A 20939-nucleotide genomic window follows, 5' to 3' on the forward strand; every position below is an offset into this window, starting at 1 on the left:
TTAATGTTCTCGCACAAATAACGGCCAAAACCGTCATTTGGCCGTCAAATCGAGCCGCAGTATTCCTACCACCCGGGGCCATTGAACCGTGGGCATCGGGATGCCGACTATGGCATGAAGCGGCTTTGCACGGCCCAAACCAGGACCATTCGTGCGCCGGGGGAATTCGATGATGGGTTGGCTTTCCAGATTGCTCGCGGTGACGAGTCTCGCAACATGCATCGCGGCTTTCGCCGCGCCCGCGCACGCCGAAAAGCGCGTCGCGCTGGTCGTCGGCAACAACGATTACAGGAACGTGCCCAAGCTGCAGAAGGCGGTCAACGACGCCCGCACCATGGGCGATACGCTCAAGCAACTCGGCTTCACGGTGATGGTGGCCGAGAATCAGAACCGGCAGGCGTTCAGCCAGACGCTGCTGGCGTTCGACAAGGCGGTCGGGGCCGGTGACACCGCGTTCTTCTTCTATGCCGGCCACGGCTTTGAAATCGCCGGCCAGAATTTCCTGCTGCCGACTGACGTGCCGGCGGCGACCGAAGGCCAGGAAGAACTGGTGCGCGACGCCTCGATTCTGGCCGACCGCATCATCGAGCGGATGCAGAACCGCAAGGTGCGCACCGCCATTCTGGTGTTCGATGCCTGCCGCAACAATCCGTTCGAGCGTGCCGGCACCCGTGCGGTTGCCGGCGGTGGCGGCCTTGCGCCGATGACCCAATTGCCGGAAGGCGTGTTCTCGGTGTTCTCGGCGGGGCCGCGGCAGACCGCGCTCGACCGGCTTTCCAATGACGACACCAATCCCAATTCGGTGTTCACGCGCACCTTCGCCAAGGAGCTGACGCAGCCTGGCGCCAACCTCGTCCAGGTCGCGCAGCGCACGCGGCGGCTGGTCAGCGAACTGGCGGAGACGGTTCGCCACAAGCAGATCCCGGTCTATTTCGACCAGATGGTCGACGACGTATTTTTGAATGGCATGGCGAGCAAGGCGCAGCCGGAAGCCGCGGCGAAGCCCGCCGAGCCGCTGCAGAAGCTGGCGGCCCTGCCGCCGGTGCAGCAGCTCAAGCCGCAGAACGATTCCGTCAATGCGCCGATCGCGATGTTCTCGCGCCACAATGGCGGCTGGACCGTGGTGTTCTCGATCGCCGACCCGACGCTCGGTATTTCCTGGCGAATGGGCGACGCCGGCGATTTCCGCGAAACCGGCTTCATCGACACGCTCGACCCGCGCACCCGCAAGCGGATGCCCAACCCCTCGATCGAGTTGCCGGCCGATGCGCCGGCGGCCATGATCCAGGTGCGCTATGTCGACACCAATGGCGAGTTGCAGGGCCCGTTCCCGATCCGCTTCGACCCCGAGGCCGCCCTGATCCGCGACCAGCGCAAGATCCTCGACATGACCGCAACAAGCTGGCTGTCGTTCCGCGAATTCAACGGCCTGCTGGTCTACTACACGCATCTGATGTCGTATCGCTGCGCGATCCGCGAGGTGCGCGTCGGCATCGACAGCGCGGTGCCCGACAAGGTTCTGAAAATGCCGCCGTGCGATCCCCGCGATCCCAGCGCCATTCCACATGAAGCGCAGCCCTATTTGAAGCTCGCGCCGGCGACCAAGTCGGTCTCGGTGGAGCTGACTTATCGCGACGGCAGCGTCTCGGAGATCAAGAGTTTCCGGCGCTGACCGCCGCATCGAGGCCTCATGGTACGCGACGCGCGGCGTTGCCGCGATTCTCACCATGAGGGTCTGAGACCTGGCCCAAGCGCTAGCTGTCATGCCCCGCGAAGGCGGGGCATCCAGTACGCCGCGGCTTCTCGATTCAATCACTGCTGCCTCTGGAATACTGGGTCGCCCGGTCAAGCCGGGCGATGACAGTTGAATGTGTGTCGGCGTTCTCGCAACGCAGAACGCGCCCGAGGTTTGCTTAAAAGCCTTTCCCTCAAAACAGAGGGAGCAGGGAATGCCGGGTGCTTGCTGCACCCGCGGTCTCGTGTGCAATGTATGCATAAGATGCGCACACGAGCATACAGGTACAGCCGGAGCACTCCGGCATTCCCTGCGCAATGGTTTGACGGCTTATGGCGCGCTCCCTGGAGACGAATTCGTCTTGCCTCCATCGCTGTCGGCTTGATGGCTCAATCGATCCGGTCGGATCAAATGCGCCACCGGCAGCTTGGCACCAGCCACGGGTGTCGGGACCACACGGTTTTGCCGTACGCTTCAGCGCTGATCATCTTGCGCGCTGTGCTCGCTCACGGATACCCGCCCTGCAAACACGCTTCGCGCCTGACGCTGCCGCGTCCATCGCATCCCGTCCCGCGTTCATGACGACGCGCGATCCGCCCCTCTTGTCGAGACGGGACGCGCGGAAAAGCCACCGATTTGGGGCGGATGGGAAGCGGAATATTTTTGCGCGGGAGGCTGGATGACCAAAATCAGCCTGAAAGTGTTCAACAAATCGCCGTTTGTGCGCAACGATAGTGGGAGCCTTTGCAGGGCGGGGGCGAGCCGGAAGGCGATGCCACTGTGGCCAAGTCGTACTTATTCAAGCAGGTATATGTATGCGGGCATTTCAGATGACCTTTCGAAAGCCTTCCCGATCGCTCCGGGGCCGCGTCCGCCAGCAGCACTGCAGTTCTTTTCTTGCAGATCATGATCGAGTTGTAGGCGCGCGATGTCAGAGCTGACCGCGCCCGTCGTACGGCCGGGGATTTCTGCGCTCATCGGCTCGTGGCCGCAATCACGGGTCTGGCTTCTCTGTGTCGATCTTTTCCCGGCACTGGCCGCCGCCTCGCTTCCATGGTCCACAACGGCGGTTTCCATTTTCATGGTGCTGTGGATGCTCGTGGTTCTTCCCACGATCAACTGGCAGGCGTTTTTCGAGTCCTTGCGTGCACCGGCCAGCTTCCTGCCGCTGGCCTTCTTCGCACTGGCGATGGCGGGGCTGTTCTGGACCGAGGACACCTGGCCGGTTGGAATTCAAGGCCTCGTGCCCGTATCAAAGCTGCTGGCCGTTCCGCTTCTCCTGTATCACTACGAACGCTCCCAGCGCGGGCATTGGGTGCTGTTCGCGTTCCTGGCTGCCTGTGTCCTGCTCATGGGATTGTCATGGGTGACATACTTCGCCGACTGGAAAGCCTCCTCGCCGGGTGCGCTGGCTGGAGTTCCCGTCAGAAACTACATCGATCAAAGCCACGAATTCGCGCTGTGCCTGTTTGTCATGGCGCCGCTGCTCCTGTCATTCGCAGCGAGCGGTCATCGCGCGTGGACCTTCGCCTTCGCAGCCGTCATGCTGGGCTTCTATTTCGACATGCGGTTTGTCGCGACCTCGCGGACGGCATTGGCCTACTTTCCGATTCTGTTGATCCTTTTCGCCGTCAAATATCTGAACCGGGCACATGCGATCTATTTTCTGATGCTTGCGGCAGTTGTCGAGTTCGGAGTTCTGCTCTCATCGCCCTATTTGCGTGACCGGCTCGCGCGCACGGCGCAGGACTACAAGGTGGATCGCGACAGCAATGCCGCGACGTCGAACGGCCTGCGACTGACGTATTGGCGCGTTTCCATCAGGTCGATTTCCGAGGCGCCCGTTTTTGGGCACGGCACCGGATCGACCCAGCAGCTCTTCAGCCGCGAGGCGGAAGGCAAGAGGGGCGAATGGGGCAACGTCATCCGCAATCCTCATAACCAGACACTCTATGTCGCGATCCAATGGGGCGTGCTCGGTTGCCTCGTCCTTTATGCGATGTGGTACTTTCATCTGCAGCTCTTCTGGGGATCGCTTTTTCCTTCATGGACCGGCCTGGTGATCGTGGTGCAGAACTTCATCAGTTCGCTGCTCAATTCCCATCTGTTCGACTTCCACGAGGGGTGGGTATACGTGCTGGGCGTTGGTGTCGCGGGCGGCATGGTGCGCTCGCGCGCAACGCCCGTCCGGCCCGGCGCCAGCCCGGAGTAGACAAGTTCCCGGCGAGCTCTCCAGCGGCCATGATCTGGCGCTTGCAGGCGCATCTATTGCGCTGGCAGCAGCACAATATGCAGCACAATATGGTTGAGTAGGCTCGATGGCCGAGTAGGCTTGGCTCTATCGATGCGAGGGAGCGAGCGATGAAAACACGTTGCTGCATCGTCGGCGGCGGCCCGGCCGGCATGATGCTGGGTTACCTGCTCGGACGCGCCGGCATCGATGTCGTGGTGCTGGAAAAGCACGCCGACTTCTTCCGCGACTTTCGCGGCGATACCGTGCATCCCTCGACGCTGCAGGTGATGGACGAACTCGGGCTGATCGACGGTTTCCTGAAACTGCCGCATCAGCGCCTGCAGAAGATGGCGGGGATGTTCGGCGGCGAGACCGTGCGGCTCGCCGATCTCGGCCGGCTCAACGTCAAATATCCGTTCATCGCCTTCATGCCGCAGTGGGACTTTCTCAATTTCCTGCGCGAGAGCGGCAAGCGGTTTGCTTCGCTCAAGGTGATGATGTCGACGGAAGCGGTCGATCTGCTTCGTGACGGCGAGCGCATCACGGGCGTGAAGGCGAAGACGCCGGATGGCGTGATCGATATCGAGGCCGACCTGACCATTGCCTGCGACGGCCGCCACTCGCTGGTACGCGAACGCGCCGGGCTTGAAGTCGAGGAAATCGGCGCGCCGATGGATGTGCTGTGGTTTCGTGCCGGCAAGCGGGACGGCGAAAACGAAAACCTGTTTGCCCGCGTCGATCCCGGCAAAATGATGGTGACCTTCGACCGCGGCGACTACTGGCAATGCGCCTTCGTCATTCCGAAGGGGCAGTATGAGGCCGTGAAGGCGAGGGGACTGCCCGCGCTGCTCGACGACATCGCGCGGATGGCGCCGATCCTGAAATCGGGGCTATCAGGGGTGAAGGGCTGGGATGAGGTGAAGCTGTTGACGGTTGCGGTCAACCGCCTGAGGCGCTGGACGCGGCCGGGACTCCTGTGCATCGGCGACGCCGCGCATGCGATGTCGCCGATCGGCGGCGTCGGCGTCAACCTCGCGGTGCAGGATGCGGTCGCGGCCGCGAACCTGCTGGCGGCGAGGCTAATGAGCGGCTGCCCATCGGAGGACGAACTCGACGCGGTGCGCCGGCGCCGCGAATTCCCGGTGAAGATGACGCAGCGGATGCAGGTCGTCGTGCAGAACAATATCGTCAACGCCGCGCTCAAGCCCGGCAATCAACCGCTGAAGGTCCCGCTCGTGATGCGGCTCGTCACCGCTGTGCCCTGGCTACAGGGCATCACGGCGCGGTTTGTCGGCCTTGGCGTGCGGCCCGAGCATGTGCAGTCGCCGCGCGCGCCGTCGCCGTGAAGGCTGATATCGAAGCCGGTTTATCTCGATGTGGAAACAGGTCGCTCCACCGGCCGGGCGTTGGCCGCCATGGCGGCGGGCGAGGCCGTTCCGGGCTCCCCCTTGGCCAGGCAAGGAATCGCTAACCAAGTGGAACGCCAAAGCCGCAATCGAGCCGTGCAAAAATCGAAATGCCGGCGCTGTTGCGAGCAGGTTACAGCTTTTCCGAGCAGTATTGGTTAGTTTCGCGGCAGAATTTTGGTTTTATCACTGTGGGAAATATTATGAAAAAGATCGCTATCGCAGCCGCCGCCCTTATGATGGGCTCGATGTCTGCTTCAGCCGCCGATCTGGCGGCGCGGCCTTATACGAAGGCGCCGCCGCCGGTCGTGTCCGTTTATAACTGGGGCGGTTTCTATATCGGCGGCCACGTCGGTGGCGCCTGGACTAACCAGGAGTGGATCAATACCGCTAACACCACCGGGTTCGGTGATCTCTCGCCCGGCGACGGCTTCCGCCAGCGGGGCTCGGGCATTTTCGGTGGTGGCCACGTGGGCTACAACTGGCAAGCCAGCAACTTCGTGTTCGGTCTCGAGGGCACCGTCTCGGGCCTCGACAACCACGGCACCGTGCTCAACACCGTCTTCGGCGCCGGACTTGATGACCAGTTCAGCTGGCGCGCCGACTGGATGGCGACGATTACCGGCCGCGCCGGTATCGCGGTGAATAACAACCTGTTCTACGTCAAGGGCGGCTACGCAGGCGTCAACAACCGCTTGTCGGTGGTCGATGCGGTACCGTTGACGGGTTCGGGATCGCAGACGCAGTGGCACAACGGCTGGACCGTCGGCGCCGGTTGGGAATACGGCATCACCGCGAACTGGATCGTAGGATTTGAATACGATTATTCGCAGTTCGAGCGGAAGAGCTACCAGCTCGCCGGCGCAGCGGCTCCGGCCGTCTACACCTTCGATGCCAAGCCCCGCGATATTCAGTCGGCTGTGGTCCGCCTGAGCTACAAGTTCGGCGCCCCGGTCGTCGCGAAGTACTGACACAAATAAATGATCCAAACGAGGAAGCCCCGGCGCAAGCCGGGGCTTTTTCTTTTGGGTCGATCAGGCAAACCTTGATCTCCGATTCCCGCTCTAACCCATGATCGAGTAGCCGCCGTCGACGGGAATCGCTGACCCGGTGACGAAGTCAGAGGCGGGCGAGGCGAGAAATACCGCGATCCCGGCAAAATCATCGATGGCGCCCCAGCGCGCTGCCGGCGTGCGCGCCAGCACCCGGTCGTGCAGGCCGTCGATCTCGTTGCGGGCGCGCTTGGTCAAATCGGTATCGATCCAGCCTGGCAGCACGGCGTTGGCCTGGATGTTGTCGGCGGCCCAGGCACAGGCGCAGGAACGCGTGAACTGCACGATGCCGCCCTTGCTGGCGGCATAGGCCGGTGTGAAGCTGGCGCCGAAGATCGACATCATCGAGCCAATATTGATGATCTTGCCGCCGCCGGCCGCCTTCATCGCGGGATAGACCGCCTGCGAGCACAGGAAGGCGCTGGTGAGGTTGGTCTGGATCACGCTGTTCCACTCGGCGATATCGAGCGCATGCGGCGGCTTGCGGATATTGATGCCGGCGTTGTTGATGAGGATATCGATTCGGCCGAGCTCACCGGCGACGCGGCTGGCCATGGCGGCAACCGCTTCCTTGTCGGTGACGTTGGCCGCGACCGCAATCGCCTTGGCGCCGCCTTGGTTGAGCTCGGCGACTGCGGCGGCCGACTTGGCCTCGTTGCGGCCCACCACCGCGATCGCCGCGCCGGCTTGTGCAAGCCCCCTGGCCATGCCGAGCCCGATGCCGCCATTGCCGCCGGTGACGATGGCTACCTTGCCGGTGAGATCGAATAGTTTTGCAGCCATTGCTGTTCCCTTCCTCGTCATGCCCGGGCTTGTCCCGGGCATCCACGTCTTTCTTGCCGTCGATGTTTAAGGACGTGGATGGCCGGGACAAGCCCGGCCATGACGGGACGGTGTTCCCCGGATGCTGCGCAGCGCGCCGCGTCAGCGGCGTGGTGCGCTGCTGATCCGGGGTCTACGGGGATGCGGCGGTGGGTCCCGGCGCTGCGGTGCATCGTCAAGAGACGCTGCACCGCGTCCGGGACATGGATACCGATACCGCAGGTTCAGCGGTTGCCCTGCCAGATCAGGATCAGGCCGACGGCGCCGAGCACGGCGCCATATCCGGCCCATTGCAGTTGATTGATCATGAAGCTCGATGGCGGCCAGGGAATTGCGCCGGTGCCCTGACCGATCCACAACAGGCCGATCGCAAGCGCCAGAAAGCCGATGATCGAAAGCCATCTGGCCATGGATTTCTCCCTGTTGCTGTCTCGGACCTGGGCTCGGCCGCGGCTTGTCGTATGCCGGCCTAAGGAAACCGTTGCCCGCGGCGGCCGTAGCTTCCGATCGAATAGAAAGCCGGCCGGCTTCGCAAGGCCGGAAGTCGTTGCACCGCGATTCCCTGGGGCCATCATGAGCCGCCGGACGGTCATTCTGGCGCGCGCTTGTCGTCGCGCTCGTTTTGGGCGCCATCGGCGCCTACGTGGCGTGGCCGCGGCATGCGGATTTGCGCGGCTTCGAGCCGGCGGAGATCTCCCGGCTGGAGACGGCGATGTGGCGCGATTATTACGAGAAGCGCTATGTCGCGCTGTTCGGCCATCTCTACGAACTGTCGCGGACGCAGTTCGGCAAGCCGGCGGACGACCCGTCGCTCCCAATATCAGGCATCGGCCGCGCCGAGGCGATGGCCTATCGCGACGCGCGCGGGAAGGCGATGAGGGATCCAGACTGGTCCGAGATCGAGTGCCGGCTGCGGCGCGCGTACCGGTCGCTGAAGGCGGCGGTGGCAGGCGGTTGATGCGGTCCGAAAGTCCTCGAAATCCAGACAACAAAAAAGCCCCGGACGATGCCGGGGCTTTTGAGCTGCTGATTTAGCAGAGATCAGTACTTGGCGACGAGCGGGCCGCCCCAGTTGAAGCGGTAGACGAGCTCGCTGCGCACGCTGTGCTCACGCAGTTTCTCGGTCGTGGAGAATCCAACCGGAACGCCAGTGGCGAAGTCGTTGAGCGTCAGATTTACCCGGTCGAATTCCGAATAGCGATACTCAGTCTTCCAGAACAGGCCAGGGAGGAAGTTCAAGGCATACTCATCGCCAGTGCCAATGAACCAGCCGTTCTTGGTAAACCCAGGCGAGGTGAGGGCCGGGGCAAATCCAAGCGCGTTCAGATTCGTGGACTTCCAGTGGCCCTGCGTGTAACCGCCCGAGACATAGGTCAGCAACTGCGGGAAAATGAGGTAGCCGACACGGGCACCGACCGCCCACTGCCAATCCTGCTTTTGCTGTCCGGCGAAACCTGGGAACAATTGAGCGTCGCCGTGCACGTCCATGAAATCATAGTCGGCGAAGGCACCGACCACCCAGTTGTTGAACTGGTAATCGCAACCACCCTGGACGGTGCCAAACCAGCCCCGCGCGCCGCTCGTCGAATTCCTGGTAAGTTGAACGCCGGTCGCCGTGTCAAAGACGTTGTTGTCATTGTTGGTCATAGCACCACCGCCGCCGGCGCCGATGTAGCAGCCGGTCCAGGACGGAGCATAGGCAACGGGAGCTGCCGGAGCCTTGGTATAGGGGCGGGCAGCGAGATCAGCCGCCGAGGCCGATCCGGTGAAAGCCGCCAGTGCGGTCAGAGCGAGCAGTACCTTTTTCATTTTCAATCCCTCAGTCCAAAAGCGTCAAATCTGATCGCTCTAACGATGCGCGAGCACCCGATTCCCAAAACCCAGTATCGTGACTATACGCAGTTCAGCCCAAAAAGCTGTTGCGGGGGGAACACAGCCTCCGGAAAACGAATGACCGGGAAATGCCCGAAAAAAGGGCAAATTCGGGCGCTAACCGGCCCGAAAATGCCGGAAATTGCCCGAAAGTCGCCTCTCAGGGTGAAATCAGACGGTCCAGCAGGTCGTCGCTGGCGAATTCCGCCTCGTCGGAGATGAAGGCGAACCGGGCCTCGGCCTTGGTTCCCATCAGCCGCTCGACAGAATCGGGGGTGCCTTCGCGGTCGTCGGCCAGCAGCATGGGGTCGCGGGTACCCGGCTCATTGTCTCGCCAGAGACCGATCATTTGTACGCTGCTTGAATTTCGTATAAAATCTTATACACGGAACTTGTCATGGGGCAGGAAAAGGAGATTCGCTGGCTAGGCTCGGCCTATGAGGATTTGCTGGCGTTTCCCGATGATGCTCGCCGCCAGGCGGGTTTCCAGTTGGGCAAGGTGCAAGCGGCATTGGAGCCTGATGACTGGAAGCCCTTCGACGACATCGGCCCGGGCACACGGGAAATCCGATCCGCGAGGCGAGCGGAACCTACGGGGTTGATGTATGTCGCCAAGTTCGAGGAAGCTGTGTACGTCCTGCATTGTTTCCAGAAGAAGACACAGGCGACGAGCCGGCGGGACAAGGCCATCGCCGAGACTCGCTACCGAGCCGTGGTCAACACGCGAAAGGTCGGGAAATGAAGATTGATGCCGAAATCCGTCATGTGACGAAGCCGGGGACGAACATCTTCCTGGAGCTGGGGTTCTCGCCGGCGGAGGCCAAACGCCTGCAAGCGGCTTCGCGCAAGCAGATCAACGACACCAGACGGCTCAAAGAGCAATTGATGACCGAACTGGCGGCGTGGATCGGAAAACACCACCTCAAACAGGCCGAGGCTGCAGACATTTTGATGGTCTCGCGGCCTCGGGTATCCGACGTGGTGAACAAGAAGGCCTCGAAGTTTACCATCGACACGCTAGTGGAGATGCTCAGTCGCGTCGGCAAGCCGGTCAAACTGACCGTGGATTGAAAACGCCGTTAAGCCCCCGTCATGGCAATGACGGAAGGGCTTAGCCCTTACGCTCACACGTCCAGCAGGTCGTCGCTGGCGAATTCCGCCTTGTCGGAGATGAAGGCGAACCGGGCCTCGGCCTTGGTTCCCATCGGCCGCGTATACCGCCTGACGTAGTATGAATTTGCCATGATCCGATCGTGGCGGAACACGGCAACCCGGAAGGTTGGGAAGGCCATTCTTCGAATCAGTTGCGCGGTCTCGACGTCGATACCGCAGTTGATTTGTTATTGGCGCTCAACGTCGCCAAGAGCCTCCAAGATCTCAGTCCGCTGCGGAGCGTCGGATTGCACAAATTGAAAGGCGCCCGGAAGAAGCAGTGGGCCATGACGGTGAATGACCGCTGGCGCATCTGCTTCGAATTCCGCGCGGGCGATGCTTTCGACGTCGAGATCGTCGACTACCATAAGGGTTAAGACATGGCTCCCGCGATCCATCCAGGCCGGCTTCTGAAGCGCGAACTCGAAGCCCGCAAGCTCACTGCCAATCGTTTGGCGCTGGACCTCGGCGTCCCGTCGGGGCGAATCACCGACATTCTCAATGGAAGGCGCTCGATATCGGCAGATACGGCCGTGCGGCTGGGCCGCTATTTCGGCAACAATCCGCAGTTCTGGCTCGATTTGCAGGGTCAGTACGATATTGCCGTGATTGAACGGGACAAGGGGGCCGACATCAGCAGGCGGGTCAGGCCCGCAGATGCGGCGTGAAAGGCCCGCGTCCTGCCCGTGCTCAGACGTCCAGCAGCTCGTCGCTGGCGAATTCCGCCTTGTCGGAGATGAAGGCGAACCGAGCCTCGGCCTTGGTTCCCATCAGCCGCTCGACAGAATCGGCGGTGCCTTCGCGGTCGTCGGCCATAAGCACCACGCGGAGCAGCGTGCGCCTGGCCGGGTCCATAGTGGTTTCCTTGAGCTGCGCCGGCATCATCTCGCCCAGGCCTTTGAAGCGGCCGACATCGACCTTGGCGTTGGCGTTGAACTCGTTCTTCAGCAGCGTGTCCTTGTGGGCTTCGTCGCGGGCGTAAACCGTCTTGGCGCCATGGGTGAGGCGATAGAGCGGCGGCACCGCCAGATAGAGATGCCCCTCGTCGATCAGCCGTGGCGTCTGCCGGTAGAAGAACGTGATCAGGAGCGAGGCGATATGCGCGCCGTCGACGTCGGCGTCGGTCATGATGATGATGCGGGAATAGCGCAGATCTTCTTCGCGATAATGCGCGAGCGTTCCGCAGCCGATCGCCTGCATCAGATCGGCGAGCTGCGCGTTCGCCGTCAGCTTGTCCTTGCCGGCGGAGGCGACGTTGAGAATTTTTCCGCGCAACGGCAGCACCGCCTGGGTCTTGCGGTCGCGCGCCTGCTTTGCGCTGCCGCCGGCCGAGTCGCCTTCAACGATGAAGAGTTCGGAGCCTTCGGTCGCCGTGTTGGTGCAGTCGGCGAGCTTGCCGGGAAGCCGCAGCTTCTTCACGGCGGTCTTGCGTGAAGTTTCCTTCTCGGCGCGACGGCGCAGCCGTTCGTCGGCGCGCTCGATGACGAAATCCAGGAGCTTGTTGGCCTGCAGCGGATTGCCCGACAGCCAGTGATCGAACGGATCCTTGATCGCCTGTTCGACGATCTTCTGGGCTTCCGCGGTGGCAAGGCGGTCCTTGGTCTGGCCCTGGAATTCCGGCTCGCGCACGAACACCGAGAGCATGACGGCAGCTCCCACCATGACGTCTTCCGAGGTGATGGGGGCGGCGCGCTTGCCCTGGCCGATGCGCTCGGCGTGGTCCTTCAGGCCGCGCAGCATCGCGCTGCGCATGCCGGACTCGTGCGTGCCGCCGTCGGGCGTCGGCACCGTGTTGCAATAGGAGGAGAGGAAGCCGTCGGCATCCGCCGTCCAGGCGACCGCCCATTCGCAGGCGCCATGGGCGCCGTTGCGGCCCGATTTGCCGGAGAAGATATCCGGATGCACCAGCGTGTCGGCGTGGATGGCGGCGCCGAGATAATCCTTCAGGCCGCCCGGGAAGTGGAAACTATCCTCGGCCGGCACATCCTCGATGCCCTTCAACAGCGCGGGATCGCAGCGCCAGCGAATCTCGACGCCACCGAACAGGTAGGCTTTCGAGCGCGTCATCTTGAACAGGCGCTGCGGCTTGAAGGCGGCCTTGGCGCCGAAGATGTCGGTGTCGGGCTTGAAGCGGATGCGGGTGCCGCGGCGGTTGTTGATCTTGCCGAGGTCTTCGATCTTTCCCTTCGGATGGCCGCGCTCGAAACTCATTCGGTAGAGCTTCTGGCTGCGCGCGACTTCGACCTCGAGACGTGAGGAGAGGGCGTTGACGACGGAGACGCCGACGCCGTGCAGGCCGCCCGAGGTCTCGTAGACCTTGGAATCGAACTTGCCGCCGGAATGCAGCGTGCACATGATGACTTCGAGCGCGGATTTTTTCGGAAATTTCGGATGCGGATCGACCGGGATGCCACGGCCGTTATCGGTGACGGTCAGAAAACCGGCGGCGCCCAATTCGACTTCGATGAACGAGGCATGCCCCGCCAGCGCCTCGTCCATGGCGTTGTCGATGACTTCGGCGAACAGGTGATGCAGCGCCTTTTCGTCGGTTCCGCCGATGTACATGCCGGGGCGGCGGCGCACCGGCTCCAATCCTTCCAGCACCTCGATGTCGGCCGCGGTATAGCCGGCCTCGGCGCTGGTCGCCCGCGACGCCGCCTTGGGCGCCGCGCGGCCCTTCGGTTCCGCCCCGAAGAGGTCGTTGGCTGATTTCGGTTTTGTAGCTGATTTCAATGACTTGGACATGGCTCTTTAGGTGTTGCGCGCGATGTCGCGCCGCGAATCGGTCAGTCTGACTATGCCACGGATGGGCTCAAAAGGTGACGGCCGGCAATGCGCCAAGCGCCTTGTTCCGGCCACGGCACCTGATGGCGAGCCTCTATCAGGCAAGCGCGGCGCTGAACAGATAGCCGTAACGCCATCGGCCAAAGTCTGGAGAGACCACGGATTTTGGCTGGCGCGGAAGGCCGCCGCGGCGGGCGGAATTGAGTGTAATCACAAGCTTTGCCAGCCTTTGTGACTTGAAGTCACGCAAGCGGCTGGCTTAGCTGTCGTGACCCTTGAATCAGAGGAAAATTCAACGGCGGAAACGGGCGGGAAGGCACTCAGGATATGCAAGACTTTGCGCGCGCTCTGGCTGATTTCGTGCGCGACAATCAGGCCTGGGCCGCTCCGATCGTTCTGGTGCTGGCATTCGGCGAATCGCTTGCCTTCATCTCGCTGCTGGTGCCGGCCTGGGGGGCGCTGGTCGCGATCGGCGCGCTGATCGGCGTCAGCGGCATCAGCTTCTGGCCGGTCTGGCTGGCCGGCGGCCTCGGCGCGGCGCTCGGCGACTGGGTCTCCTACTGGTTCGGCTACCGCTACAAGGAGCACGTCGCCGAGATGTGGCCACTGTCGCGCTATCCCGAGATATTGCCGCGTGGCGAGGCGTTCGTGAAAAAATGGGGCGTGCCCTCGATCTTCATCGGCCGGTTCTTCGGTCCGCTGCGGGCCTCGGTGCCGCTCGCCGCGGGTATCTTCGAAATGTCCTACTGGCCGTTCCAGATCGCCAATTTCGTCTCGGCGCTGGTGTGGTCGGCCGCCCTGCTGCTGGTCGGCGACGTGATGGGCAAGCTCGCCGAATGGCTGTGGCGGGTGGCGTAGGGGCAGGCTGGAATAAGCGGATGATGGGGGTGTTTTCCCAACGTACGTAGACCGGAGCATCTGCGCATTGCCGTCGCCTTGCCGTCGTCGTGCTATCGCAGAATCGCTGGTAGTTTCAGCGGCAATCAAGGGCACGGCTAGAAGCGGAAGAATCCCGCGAACCGCATTCATCGTCTTACTGGGAGGACTTCACATGGAATTGACACGTCGTCACGCTCTCGCCGGAGCCGCGGCTCTGGCCGCTTCGCCCTTGTTGCCTTCTGCGCCCGCCAACGCCGCCGCGCCGATGGCCGACAAGCAGGCGCCGAGTTTCTATCGCTACAAGGTGGGCGACGTGCAGGTCACCGTCATTTCCGACGGCGTGAATACGTTTCCGCTCGGCGATAGCTTCGTCCTCAACGCGAAGAAGGACGAAGTCGCCGCGGCGCTCGAGAAGGCCTACATGCCGAAGGACAAGGTCAGCATCCAGTTCGGACCGCTGGTGATCAATTCCGGCGGCAAGCTGATCGTGCTCGACACCGGTAACGGTCCGGGCGCGTTTGCATCGAGCAAGGGCAATGTCGGCCAGTTCGCCACCAACATGGCTGCAGCCGGCTTCGATCCGAAAAACGTCGACATGGTGGTGATCTCGCATTTCCATGGCGACCACATCAACGGCCTGCTCAATGCCGAAGGAGCGCTCGCGTTCGCCAACGCCGAAGTGCTGGTGCCGTCCGTCGAGTGGAAATACTTCATGGACGATGGCGAAATGGCCAAGCAGACCGGCGAGCGCATGCCGGGCGTGTTCAAGAACGCCCGCCGAGTATTCGAGGCCGGGCTCAAGAAGAAGGTGACGCCCTATGAGTGGGGCAAGGAAGTAGCTCCCGGCCTGCTCGCGGTCGAGACCGCCGGCCACACGCCGGGCCATACCTCCTACGTGCTGTCCTCGGGCTCGGGCAAGGTGTTCATCCAGTCCGACGTCACCAACATTCCCTACCTGTTTGCGGCCAATCCCGGCTGGCACGCCTTCTTCGATCAGGACGCCGCGATGGCCGAAAAGGCCCGCCGCAAGACCTATGACATGTTGGTGGCGGACAAGCTCCAGGTTCAGGGCTTCCACTACCCGTTCCCGGGGCTCGGCAACGTCGAAAAGGACGGCAACGGCTACCGGGTGATCCCCGCATCGTGGAATCCGGTGATCTGACACGCGGGAGTCATTCCGGGGCGCGCGCCAAGCGTGCGAACTATGGTGCGCAATTGCGCACCTGGGAATCTCGAGATTCCGGGTTCGATGCTGCGCATCGCCCCGGAATGACCACGCTCTTGACGTCCGGCGGGCGCGGCCTTATAGCCGCGCCCATGATCAACGCTTCGACCATGTTCGCCGCTCGCCGCCGCCGCATTATCGCGGTTCGGGCGGTTGTCTGCGTTTGAGATCGTCGCCCCTGCCGCCGGATCGGATCCCGCGGCTTCTTCCTTTTCCAGAAAACGCGGTCTGAACTGGCGGCTCCTACGTCAAGCAGGAGTTTGAGATGTATACGCCTCCACCGTTCAAGTCCGACCGCGCCGCGAGCCTGGCGTTCGCGGAAGCGCGCGGGTTTGGGCTGGCCTGCGCGTGGGACGGCAACAAGCCGGTCGCCTCGTCACTGCCGTTCTATCTGACCTCAGCCAATGACGGCACGCCGCGCGCAGCGTTTCACGTCGCGCGTCACAACCCGCTGGTAAAGCTCGCGGACGGGACCACGTCCTGGCTGCTGGCCGTCACCGGCGCGGATGCCTATGTGTCGCCTGACTGGTACGTCTCGCCCGACCAGGTGCCGACCTGGCTCTATCAGGCGGTGCATCTGACCGGTCCGGTGCGGGCGATGTCCGACGACGAGCTCGCCGCGCAGATCGAGGCGCTCAGCGCCAAGTTCGAGGAGCGGCTGTTGCCGAAGAAGCCGTGGCTGTCGTCGAAGATGACAGCCGGGCGGCTGGAAGCGATGAAGAAAGCGATTGTGGGCCTTGAGATGACGGTTGAAGAAGTGGAGGGCAGCTTCAAGCTGAACCAGCACAAGTCCGAGACCGACTATGCAGCAGTCGCGGGGTCGCTGGCCTCGCAGGCCGATGCCGGCGCGCAGCAGATCGCGCATTTGATGAAAGAGGCACGGCCCAACGCCTTTGTAAACGAAGAGGCCTTTGCCAGCGAAACGAACCAGCTCGAAAGGACCGTGCCATGACCCTCACCGACAGCCACCAGCCCAAGACTGCCGGGGAGACCGCCGGCGCCGCGACCAAGCCCGCCGTGTTCGTTGATGGCGCATCCGGAACGACGGGGCTCGGCATTCAGGAGCGCCTGCGCCTGCAGAACGACGTCGTGGTGAAAAACATCGCCGAGGACAAGCGCAAGGATGCCGGCGCCAAGCGCGCGCTGATGGAGGAGGTGGACCTCGTCATCCTCTGCCTGCCTGATGATGCCGCGAAAGAAACCGTTGCCCTGATCGACAGCATGGGCGCTTCGGCGCCCAAGGTGCTCGATGCGTCGACGGCTTTTCGCGTGGCCAGCGACTGGACGTACGGCTTTCCCGAGCTCACGCCTGATCAGGCCGACAAGATCAGGGCGGCGCGAAAAGTCTCCAATCCCGGCTGCTATCCGACCGGCGGGATTGCGCTGCTGCTGCCGCTGGTCGATGCGGGTCTCGTGCCTGCGGACTATCCCGTCACCATCAACGCGGTCTCGGGCTATTCGGGCGGCGGCAAGTCGATGATCGCAAGTTTTGAGGATGGCAGCGCGCCGTCCTTCGAATTGTATGGCCTTGGCTTCGAGCACAAGCATCTGCCGGAGACGCAGCTTTACTCAAAGCTGACGCGACGGCCGATTTTCGTGCCGTCGGTCGGCAATTACCGGCAGGGCATGCTGGTCTCGGTGCCGCTGCATCTCGACACGCTGGCGGGCAAGCCAAGCGGGGCTGATCTGCACGCCGGGCTGGCGAAGCGCTACGCGGGAAGCAAGTACGTCTCGGTCATGCCGCTCGAGAACGCGGCGACCAAGGGCGGGCGGCTGGAGCCCGAGGCGCTCAACGAGACCAACAAGCTCGAGCTTTACGTCTTTGCCAGCGAGAAACATCGCCAGGCGGTGCTGGTCGCGCGGCTCGACAATCTCGGCAAGGGCGCGTCGGGCGCGGCGGTGCAGAACATGCGGCTGATGCTCGGCTTGGCCGACAAGTAGCTGATCGAGTATTGCTGCGAGGCGAACCGGTGGACGGAGCGACGCTGCAGTTCTTTCGCGGCAAGACAATCAGATGACGCCTCAAAGGAACGCGCGATGAGCACGAAGAAGAAGATCGGCATTCTCGGCGCCTCCGGCTACACCGGAGCCGACGCGGTGCGCCTGTTGGCGCGGCATCCGAATGCCGAGATCACCGCGCTCACCGCCAATACCCATGCCGGCAAGGCCATGAGCGACGTGTTTCCGCATTTCTTCATGCTGGATCTGCCGGAGCTCGTGGAATGGGAAAAGGTCGACTGGACCAGCCTCGACGCGGTGTTCTGCGGACTGCCGCACGGCACCACGCAGGAAATCATCGCGGCGGTGCTCAAGGCCAATCCCAAGATCAAGGTCCTCGACATGTCCGCCGATTTCCGGCTGCGGGACAAGGACACCTATGCGCAATGGTACGGCCATGAGCACCGGGCGCTCGAATTGCAGGGCGAAGCCGTGTACGGCCTCACGGAGTTTTACCGGGAGAAGATCGCCGCGGCGCGGCTGGTCGCCTGTCCCGGCTGCTATCCCACTGCGGCGCTGCTCGCGCTGGTGCCGCTTGCGAAAGCAAAACTGATCGACGTCGACGACATCGTGATCGACGCCAAATCCGGCGTTACGGGCGCCGGCCGCGGGCTGAAGCAGAACACGTTGTTCAGCGAGGCGGGCGAGGGGCTGTCGCCCTATTCGGTCGGCACCCACCGGCACGCGCCCGAGATCGAGCAGGAGATCGGCGTCGCCGCAGGATCAGCGGTGACGGTGAACTTTACGCCGCATCTGATTCCGATGGCGCGGGGCGAACTCTGCACGTCCCACGTCAAGCTCAATGGCGCGACGCCGGACGATTTGCGGGCCACGCTGGAGAAGGCCTACGCCAACGAACCCTTCGTGCATGTCGCCAGGAAGGGCCTATTGCCGCAGACCCAGAACGTGCGGGGCTCCAACTACGTGCAGATCGGCGTCGTCGCCGACCGCATCAAGAACCGGGCGATCGTTATCTCGACGCTCGACAATCTGGTAAAGGGTTCTGCTGGCCAGGCAATCCAGAACATGAACCTGATGTTCGGGCTGCCCGAGATGGCGGGGCTGGAACAGATCGCGCTGTTTCCATGACACGAGGTGCCGCGGTGGACGAGGAGACGCTGCAGTTCTACCGCGGCAATGCCGAGGCTTATGCCAAGCGCACGTTCACCTCGCGCCAGGCGCGGCTGATGGCGTTTCTGGCGCAGCTTCCGCCGGCCGCTTGCATCCTCGAACTCGGATGCGGCGCCGGCGGCGACACCGTGGAAATGCTGGCGCGCGGGTTCGAAGTTCGCGCAACCGACGGGTCGCGGGAAATGGCTGATATCGCGTCAAAGCATCTTGGCCGCACGGTCGAGACGCTGCTGTTTCATGATCTCGATGAGGTCGAGACCTATGATGCTGTTTGGGCCAATGCCTGCCTGTTGCATGTGCCGAGGCCGGAGCTCGCGGATGTTCTTGCGCGGATTTGGCGCGCGCTGAAGGCCGAGGGCGTCTTCTACGCGAGCTACAAGGAAGGCGAGGCTGATGGACGCGACACGCTCAATCGCTACTACAATTATCCGTCGCCGGACTGGCTGCGTGCGACCTACGCCGATGCTGGCAAATGGAACTCGCTGTCAATCGAAACCGGCGAAGTCATAGGGTTTGATGACAAGATGGCGTCGATGCTGTTCGTCGTTGCCCAGAAAAGCGGCTGACTTTCGCCCTTCAAGCATCGTGAAATTTCCCACGGTCAATCGAGCGAGAGAGTTCTCGCAAGGTGTGGCCGTCTGGCTATAGCTTTGAGACGCGAATCCAGTAGAACATTAGCCGGATACCGGCAGCACGTATGTCGGAAAACGTTCTGGGAATGCCGGACTGGGAATGCCGTAAATGAAAATGAGAAAATACCTGCTGGCCACCGCTCTCGTTGGCCTGGGATCAGCCCCGACGATCGCCGCAGACCTCGCCGCCCGGCCTTACACCAAAGCTCCAGCACTCACCGCCGTCTACGACTGGACCGGCTTCTACATCGGCGTCAACGCAGGCGTCGGCCTCGGCCGCGATCGTGTTGTGCACGACATGGGCGGCGAAGGATTTCCCTACTCGTTCTACACGTCGCCGCAGGGGGGATTCGGAGGCGGCCAGATCGGCTACAATTGGCAGACGGGTTCGATGCTCGGCCCGATCGTGTTCGGTGTCGAGGCAGATATCCAGGGTGCCGGCCTGCGCGATGACCGCACCAATTTTTCCGATCTCGGCATTACGACAGCCTATGGTCAGAAACTCGACTGGTTCGGGACTGCTCGCGGGCGCATCGGCATCGCCAATGGTCCGGTGCTGAGTTATGTGACCGCCGGCTATGCGTTCGGAAACGTCAAGACCAACGCGACCCAGACTATAGCCGGCGTGACTACAACTTTTGCTACTGACCGCACGCAGGGCGGGTGGGTCGTCGGCAGCGGCGTCGAAGCGGCGCTGGGCGGCAACTGGACCGGAAAGATCGAGTATCTCTACCTCAATCTCGGCAACAATACCGACGTTTCCACTCTCAACGTTCCGACCCCAATCAACACCGAAATTCGCGAAAACATCTTCCGGGTCGGTTTGAACTATCGGATCGGTGGCAAGCCTTACGCGCCGGTCGCTGCCGCCAATTGGGGTGGTTTCTATCTCGGCGGCAATTTCGGTTCCGGCACCGGTCGCGATCGCAGCTCATTGAATATCCCGGCGGCGCCGATCTTTGAGACATTCAACCTCGCGCCTGACGGTATCAATGGTGGCGTCCAGGCGGGCTACAACTGGCAGGCAGCCAATTGGGTGTTCGGTGTGGAGGCCGATATTCAGGGCAGCACCCAGAAAGACAACAAGACATGCGTGATCTTCTGTACCCCCGGGATTCAGGCCGCTTATGACGCCACTTTGCCGTGGTTCGGCACGGTTCGTGGACGGCTCGGTTATTCGGTTGGGTCGACCCTGTTCTATGCGACCGGCGGTCTTGCTTACGGCAGCATCAAGACGAAGATCAACACGACCTCCTTTGTCGGCCCGGTCACGCAATCCTTCTCGCACACCAATACCGGTTGGACCGCGGGTGCGGGCATCGAAACGCCCTTTACCCTATTGGGCCTGTTGGGGCCGAACTGGACCGTCAAGACGGAATATCTCTACGTCGATCTCGGCTCGACTTCGGATTCCTTCGTCTTCGGCGCTGATCCGGCGACGGCGAACCGTTCCGTCACCGAACACGTCTTCCGCACCGGCATAAACTATCACTTCAATTCGCCGGTTGTTGCGAAGTACTGAGCGCTGTTTGAGAGGCGCGAATGAAAAACCCCGGGGCCGAGCCCCGGGGTTTTTTGCGTTGGCTTTCGAAGTCCGGAAGGACGCCTCACACCACCTGGAAGATCGCCAGCGCCAGCACGACTTGCGCCAGGAAGCCGACGGTGAAGGCGAGCGTGCGGAATACCGGCAGGCCCAGCGTGTAGACGATCAGATGCGCGACGCGGGCCCAGAAATATACGGCGCAGGCATAGACGGTCCATTTGGTGGAATAGTCGAGGTCGTTGAGGATCAAGACGAGCGGCGCGAAGATGATCAAATTCTCGACCGCATTGTCATGCGCGAACATCAGCCGCGTCGCCCATTCGGCTTGCGGCTTGTCGTTGCGCGAGGGGTTGGCCATGCCACCGGAGAGGCCGCGCACCTGATAGCGATTGATCATGTAGGGAATCCACAACAGCCCGGTCAAAATCACGGTCAGCGTCAGCCAGAACAATTCACGCGTCATTGGTTCCCCCGC

General features: G+C 62.4%; 23 protein-coding genes. 16 read left to right on the top strand and 7 right to left on the bottom strand.

Translation table 11 applies throughout. The annotated features are described in order from the left end of the window. Positions 1-172 precede the first annotated feature (172 nt). Positions 173-1672, top strand: a complete 1500-nt coding sequence (locus V1293_RS04065; RefSeq protein WP_334516615.1) for a caspase family protein — start codon at positions 173-175, stop codon at positions 1670-1672. An 858-nt stretch (positions 1673-2530) separates the two neighbouring features. Here V1293_RS04065 and V1293_RS04070 read toward each other — a convergent pair. Further along, positions 2531-2818: a hypothetical protein gene (locus V1293_RS04070; RefSeq protein WP_334506905.1), complete on the bottom strand. Its 288-nt coding sequence runs from the start codon at positions 2816-2818 to the stop codon at positions 2531-2533. A gap of 10 nt (positions 2819-2828) precedes the next feature. Here V1293_RS04070 and V1293_RS04075 point away from each other — a divergent pair, with 10 nt between their 5' ends. The 3 genes from V1293_RS04075 to V1293_RS04085 all read left to right on the top strand — a co-directional run bounded on the left by V1293_RS04075 (position 2829) and on the right by V1293_RS04085 (position 6345). Next, a complete protein-coding gene (locus V1293_RS04075) occupies positions 2829-3947 on the top strand; it encodes an O-antigen ligase family protein (protein WP_334506907.1) in 1119 nt (372 codons plus the stop codon). 149 nt (positions 3948-4096) lie between these two features. Next, positions 4097-5314, top strand: a complete 1218-nt coding sequence (locus V1293_RS04080) for an FAD-dependent oxidoreductase (protein WP_334506909.1) — start codon at positions 4097-4099, stop codon at positions 5312-5314. 263 nt (positions 5315-5577) lie between these two features. Continuing rightward, positions 5578-6345, top strand: a complete 768-nt coding sequence (locus V1293_RS04085) for an outer membrane protein (RefSeq protein WP_334516617.1) — start codon at positions 5578-5580, stop codon at positions 6343-6345. 93 nt (positions 6346-6438) lie between these two features. On the opposite strand, the gene V1293_RS04090 is transcribed toward V1293_RS04085, so the two are convergent. Further along, positions 6439-7209, bottom strand: coding sequence for an SDR family NAD(P)-dependent oxidoreductase (locus V1293_RS04090; RefSeq protein WP_334506911.1), 771 nt, complete (start codon positions 7207-7209; stop codon positions 6439-6441). Between the two features lie 263 nt (positions 7210-7472). Then, a complete protein-coding gene (locus V1293_RS04095; RefSeq protein ID WP_334506913.1) occupies positions 7473-7658 on the bottom strand; it encodes a hypothetical protein in 186 nt (61 codons plus the stop codon). 212 nt (positions 7659-7870) lie between these two features. On the opposite strand from V1293_RS04095, the gene V1293_RS04100 reads away from it, so the two are divergent. After that, positions 7871-8206 (top strand): hypothetical protein, encoded by a 336-nt coding sequence (locus tag V1293_RS04100; protein WP_334506915.1) that lies wholly within the window; start codon positions 7871-7873, stop codon positions 8204-8206. An 83-nt stretch (positions 8207-8289) separates the two neighbouring features. Here the strand turns inward: V1293_RS04100 and V1293_RS04105 are convergent, their stop codons facing one another. Together V1293_RS04105 and V1293_RS04110 are read right to left on the bottom strand one after the other, a co-directional pair. Further along, positions 8290-9057, bottom strand: a complete 768-nt coding sequence (locus tag V1293_RS04105; protein ID WP_334506917.1) for an outer membrane protein — start codon at positions 9055-9057, stop codon at positions 8290-8292. Positions 9058-9280: 223 nt separating this feature from the next. Next, positions 9281-9469: a hypothetical protein gene (locus V1293_RS04110; RefSeq protein ID WP_334506919.1), complete on the bottom strand. Its 189-nt coding sequence runs from the start codon at positions 9467-9469 to the stop codon at positions 9281-9283. A gap of 48 nt (positions 9470-9517) precedes the next feature. On the opposite strand from V1293_RS04110, the gene V1293_RS04115 reads away from it, so the two are divergent. The 4 genes from V1293_RS04115 to V1293_RS04130 all read left to right on the top strand — a co-directional run bounded on the left by V1293_RS04115 (position 9518) and on the right by V1293_RS04130 (position 10940). Continuing rightward, positions 9518-9862: a type II toxin-antitoxin system RelE/ParE family toxin gene (locus V1293_RS04115; RefSeq protein ID WP_334506921.1), complete on the top strand. Its 345-nt coding sequence runs from the start codon at positions 9518-9520 to the stop codon at positions 9860-9862. Then, on the top strand, positions 9859-10191 hold the full coding sequence (locus tag V1293_RS04120; protein WP_334506923.1) for a helix-turn-helix domain-containing protein: 333 nt from the start codon (positions 9859-9861) through the stop codon (positions 10189-10191). The genes V1293_RS04115 and V1293_RS04120 overlap by 4 nt, the downstream gene beginning before the upstream one ends. A 182-nt stretch (positions 10192-10373) precedes the next feature. Beyond that, complete coding sequence (locus tag V1293_RS04125) at positions 10374-10649, top strand: type II toxin-antitoxin system RelE/ParE family toxin (RefSeq protein WP_334506925.1); 276 nt, start codon at positions 10374-10376, stop codon at positions 10647-10649. A 3-nt stretch (positions 10650-10652) separates the two neighbouring features. Further along, positions 10653-10940: a HigA family addiction module antitoxin gene (locus V1293_RS04130; protein WP_334506927.1), complete on the top strand. Its 288-nt coding sequence runs from the start codon at positions 10653-10655 to the stop codon at positions 10938-10940. Between the two features lie 22 nt (positions 10941-10962). Here V1293_RS04130 and parE read toward each other — a convergent pair whose 3' ends face one another. After that, complete coding sequence (parE, locus tag V1293_RS04135; protein ID WP_334506929.1) at positions 10963-13017, bottom strand: DNA topoisomerase IV subunit B; 2055 nt, start codon at positions 13015-13017, stop codon at positions 10963-10965. 366 nt (positions 13018-13383) lie between these two features. On the opposite strand from parE, the gene V1293_RS04140 reads away from it, so the two are divergent. The 7 genes from V1293_RS04140 (at position 13384) to V1293_RS04170 (ending at position 20443) form a co-directional block, all read left to right on the top strand. After that, positions 13384-13914 (top strand): DedA family protein, encoded by a 531-nt coding sequence (locus V1293_RS04140; protein ID WP_334506931.1) that lies wholly within the window; start codon positions 13384-13386, stop codon positions 13912-13914. 193 nt (positions 13915-14107) lie between these two features. After that, positions 14108-15097 (top strand): MBL fold metallo-hydrolase, encoded by a 990-nt coding sequence (locus V1293_RS04145; RefSeq protein ID WP_334506933.1) that lies wholly within the window; start codon positions 14108-14110, stop codon positions 15095-15097. Between the two features lie 328 nt (positions 15098-15425). Continuing rightward, the gene (locus tag V1293_RS04150) at positions 15426-16112 is read left to right on the top strand and encodes an FMN-binding negative transcriptional regulator (RefSeq protein ID WP_334506934.1); all 687 of its coding nucleotides are present in this window, start codon (positions 15426-15428) and stop codon (positions 16110-16112) included. Next, a complete protein-coding gene (gene argC, locus V1293_RS04155; protein ID WP_334506936.1) occupies positions 16109-17101 on the top strand; it encodes an N-acetyl-gamma-glutamyl-phosphate reductase in 993 nt (330 codons plus the stop codon). The genes V1293_RS04150 and argC (V1293_RS04155) overlap by 4 nt, the downstream gene beginning before the upstream one ends. Before the next feature lie 96 nt (positions 17102-17197). Then, the gene (gene argC / locus V1293_RS04160) at positions 17198-18247 is read left to right on the top strand and encodes an N-acetyl-gamma-glutamyl-phosphate reductase (RefSeq protein ID WP_334506938.1); all 1050 of its coding nucleotides are present in this window, start codon (positions 17198-17200) and stop codon (positions 18245-18247) included. Beyond that, complete coding sequence (locus tag V1293_RS04165) at positions 18244-18855, top strand: class I SAM-dependent methyltransferase (protein WP_334506939.1); 612 nt, start codon at positions 18244-18246, stop codon at positions 18853-18855. The genes argC (V1293_RS04160) and V1293_RS04165 overlap by 4 nt, the downstream gene beginning before the upstream one ends. Before the next feature lie 181 nt (positions 18856-19036). Next, positions 19037-20443: an outer membrane protein gene (locus tag V1293_RS04170; protein WP_334516618.1), complete on the top strand. Its 1407-nt coding sequence runs from the start codon at positions 19037-19039 to the stop codon at positions 20441-20443. Positions 20444-20528: 85 nt separating this feature from the next. On the opposite strand, the gene V1293_RS04175 is transcribed toward V1293_RS04170, so the two are convergent. Further along, a complete protein-coding gene (locus V1293_RS04175) occupies positions 20529-20927 on the bottom strand; it encodes an MAPEG family protein (protein WP_334506941.1) in 399 nt (132 codons plus the stop codon). Between the last annotated feature and the right edge of the window lie 12 nt (positions 20928-20939).

Origin of the sequence: Bradyrhizobium sp. AZCC 1693 (assembly GCF_036924745.1) — a bacterium.
GTDB lineage: Bacteria > Pseudomonadota > Alphaproteobacteria > Rhizobiales > Xanthobacteraceae > Bradyrhizobium.

What these genes read in the sequence shown, in the direction of transcription:
- argC (WP_334506938.1), top strand. Translation starts at nt 17,198, where the DNA reads ATGAGCACGAAGAAGAAGATCGGCATTCTCGGCGCCTCCGGCTACACC.
- V1293_RS04170 (WP_334516618.1), top strand. Translation starts at nt 19,037, where the DNA reads ATGAGAAAATACCTGCTGGCCACCGCTCTCGTTGGCCTGGGATCAGCC.
- V1293_RS04140 (WP_334506931.1), top strand. Translation starts at nt 13,384, where the DNA reads ATGCAAGACTTTGCGCGCGCTCTGGCTGATTTCGTGCGCGACAATCAG.
- V1293_RS04095 (WP_334506913.1), bottom strand. Translation starts at nt 7,658, where the DNA reads ATGGCCAGATGGCTTTCGATCATCGGCTTTCTGGCGCTTGCGATCGGC.
- V1293_RS04165 (WP_334506939.1), top strand. Translation starts at nt 18,244, where the DNA reads ATGACACGAGGTGCCGCGGTGGACGAGGAGACGCTGCAGTTCTACCGC.
- V1293_RS04105 (WP_334506917.1), bottom strand. Translation starts at nt 9,057, where the DNA reads ATGAAAAAGGTACTGCTCGCTCTGACCGCACTGGCGGCTTTCACCGGA.
- V1293_RS04070 (WP_334506905.1), bottom strand. Translation starts at nt 2,818, where the DNA reads ATGAAAATGGAAACCGCCGTTGTGGACCATGGAAGCGAGGCGGCGGCC.
- parE (WP_334506929.1), bottom strand. Translation starts at nt 13,017, where the DNA reads ATGTCCAAGTCATTGAAATCAGCTACAAAACCGAAATCAGCCAACGAC.
- V1293_RS04130 (WP_334506927.1), top strand. Translation starts at nt 10,653, where the DNA reads ATGGCTCCCGCGATCCATCCAGGCCGGCTTCTGAAGCGCGAACTCGAA.
- V1293_RS04110 (WP_334506919.1), bottom strand. Translation starts at nt 9,469, where the DNA reads ATGATCGGTCTCTGGCGAGACAATGAGCCGGGTACCCGCGACCCCATG.
- V1293_RS04075 (WP_334506907.1), top strand. Translation starts at nt 2,829, where the DNA reads ATGCTCGTGGTTCTTCCCACGATCAACTGGCAGGCGTTTTTCGAGTCC.
- V1293_RS04115 (WP_334506921.1), top strand. Translation starts at nt 9,518, where the DNA reads ATGGGGCAGGAAAAGGAGATTCGCTGGCTAGGCTCGGCCTATGAGGAT.
- V1293_RS04120 (WP_334506923.1), top strand. Translation starts at nt 9,859, where the DNA reads ATGAAGATTGATGCCGAAATCCGTCATGTGACGAAGCCGGGGACGAAC.
- argC (WP_334506936.1), top strand. Translation starts at nt 16,109, where the DNA reads ATGACCCTCACCGACAGCCACCAGCCCAAGACTGCCGGGGAGACCGCC.
- V1293_RS04145 (WP_334506933.1), top strand. Translation starts at nt 14,108, where the DNA reads ATGGAATTGACACGTCGTCACGCTCTCGCCGGAGCCGCGGCTCTGGCC.
- V1293_RS04065 (WP_334516615.1), top strand. Translation starts at nt 173, where the DNA reads ATGGGTTGGCTTTCCAGATTGCTCGCGGTGACGAGTCTCGCAACATGC.
- V1293_RS04090 (WP_334506911.1), bottom strand. Translation starts at nt 7,209, where the DNA reads ATGGCTGCAAAACTATTCGATCTCACCGGCAAGGTAGCCATCGTCACC.
- V1293_RS04080 (WP_334506909.1), top strand. Translation starts at nt 4,097, where the DNA reads ATGAAAACACGTTGCTGCATCGTCGGCGGCGGCCCGGCCGGCATGATG.
- V1293_RS04175 (WP_334506941.1), bottom strand. Translation starts at nt 20,927, where the DNA reads ATGACGCGTGAATTGTTCTGGCTGACGCTGACCGTGATTTTGACCGGG.
- V1293_RS04085 (WP_334516617.1), top strand. Translation starts at nt 5,578, where the DNA reads ATGAAAAAGATCGCTATCGCAGCCGCCGCCCTTATGATGGGCTCGATG.
- V1293_RS04150 (WP_334506934.1), top strand. Translation starts at nt 15,426, where the DNA reads ATGTATACGCCTCCACCGTTCAAGTCCGACCGCGCCGCGAGCCTGGCG.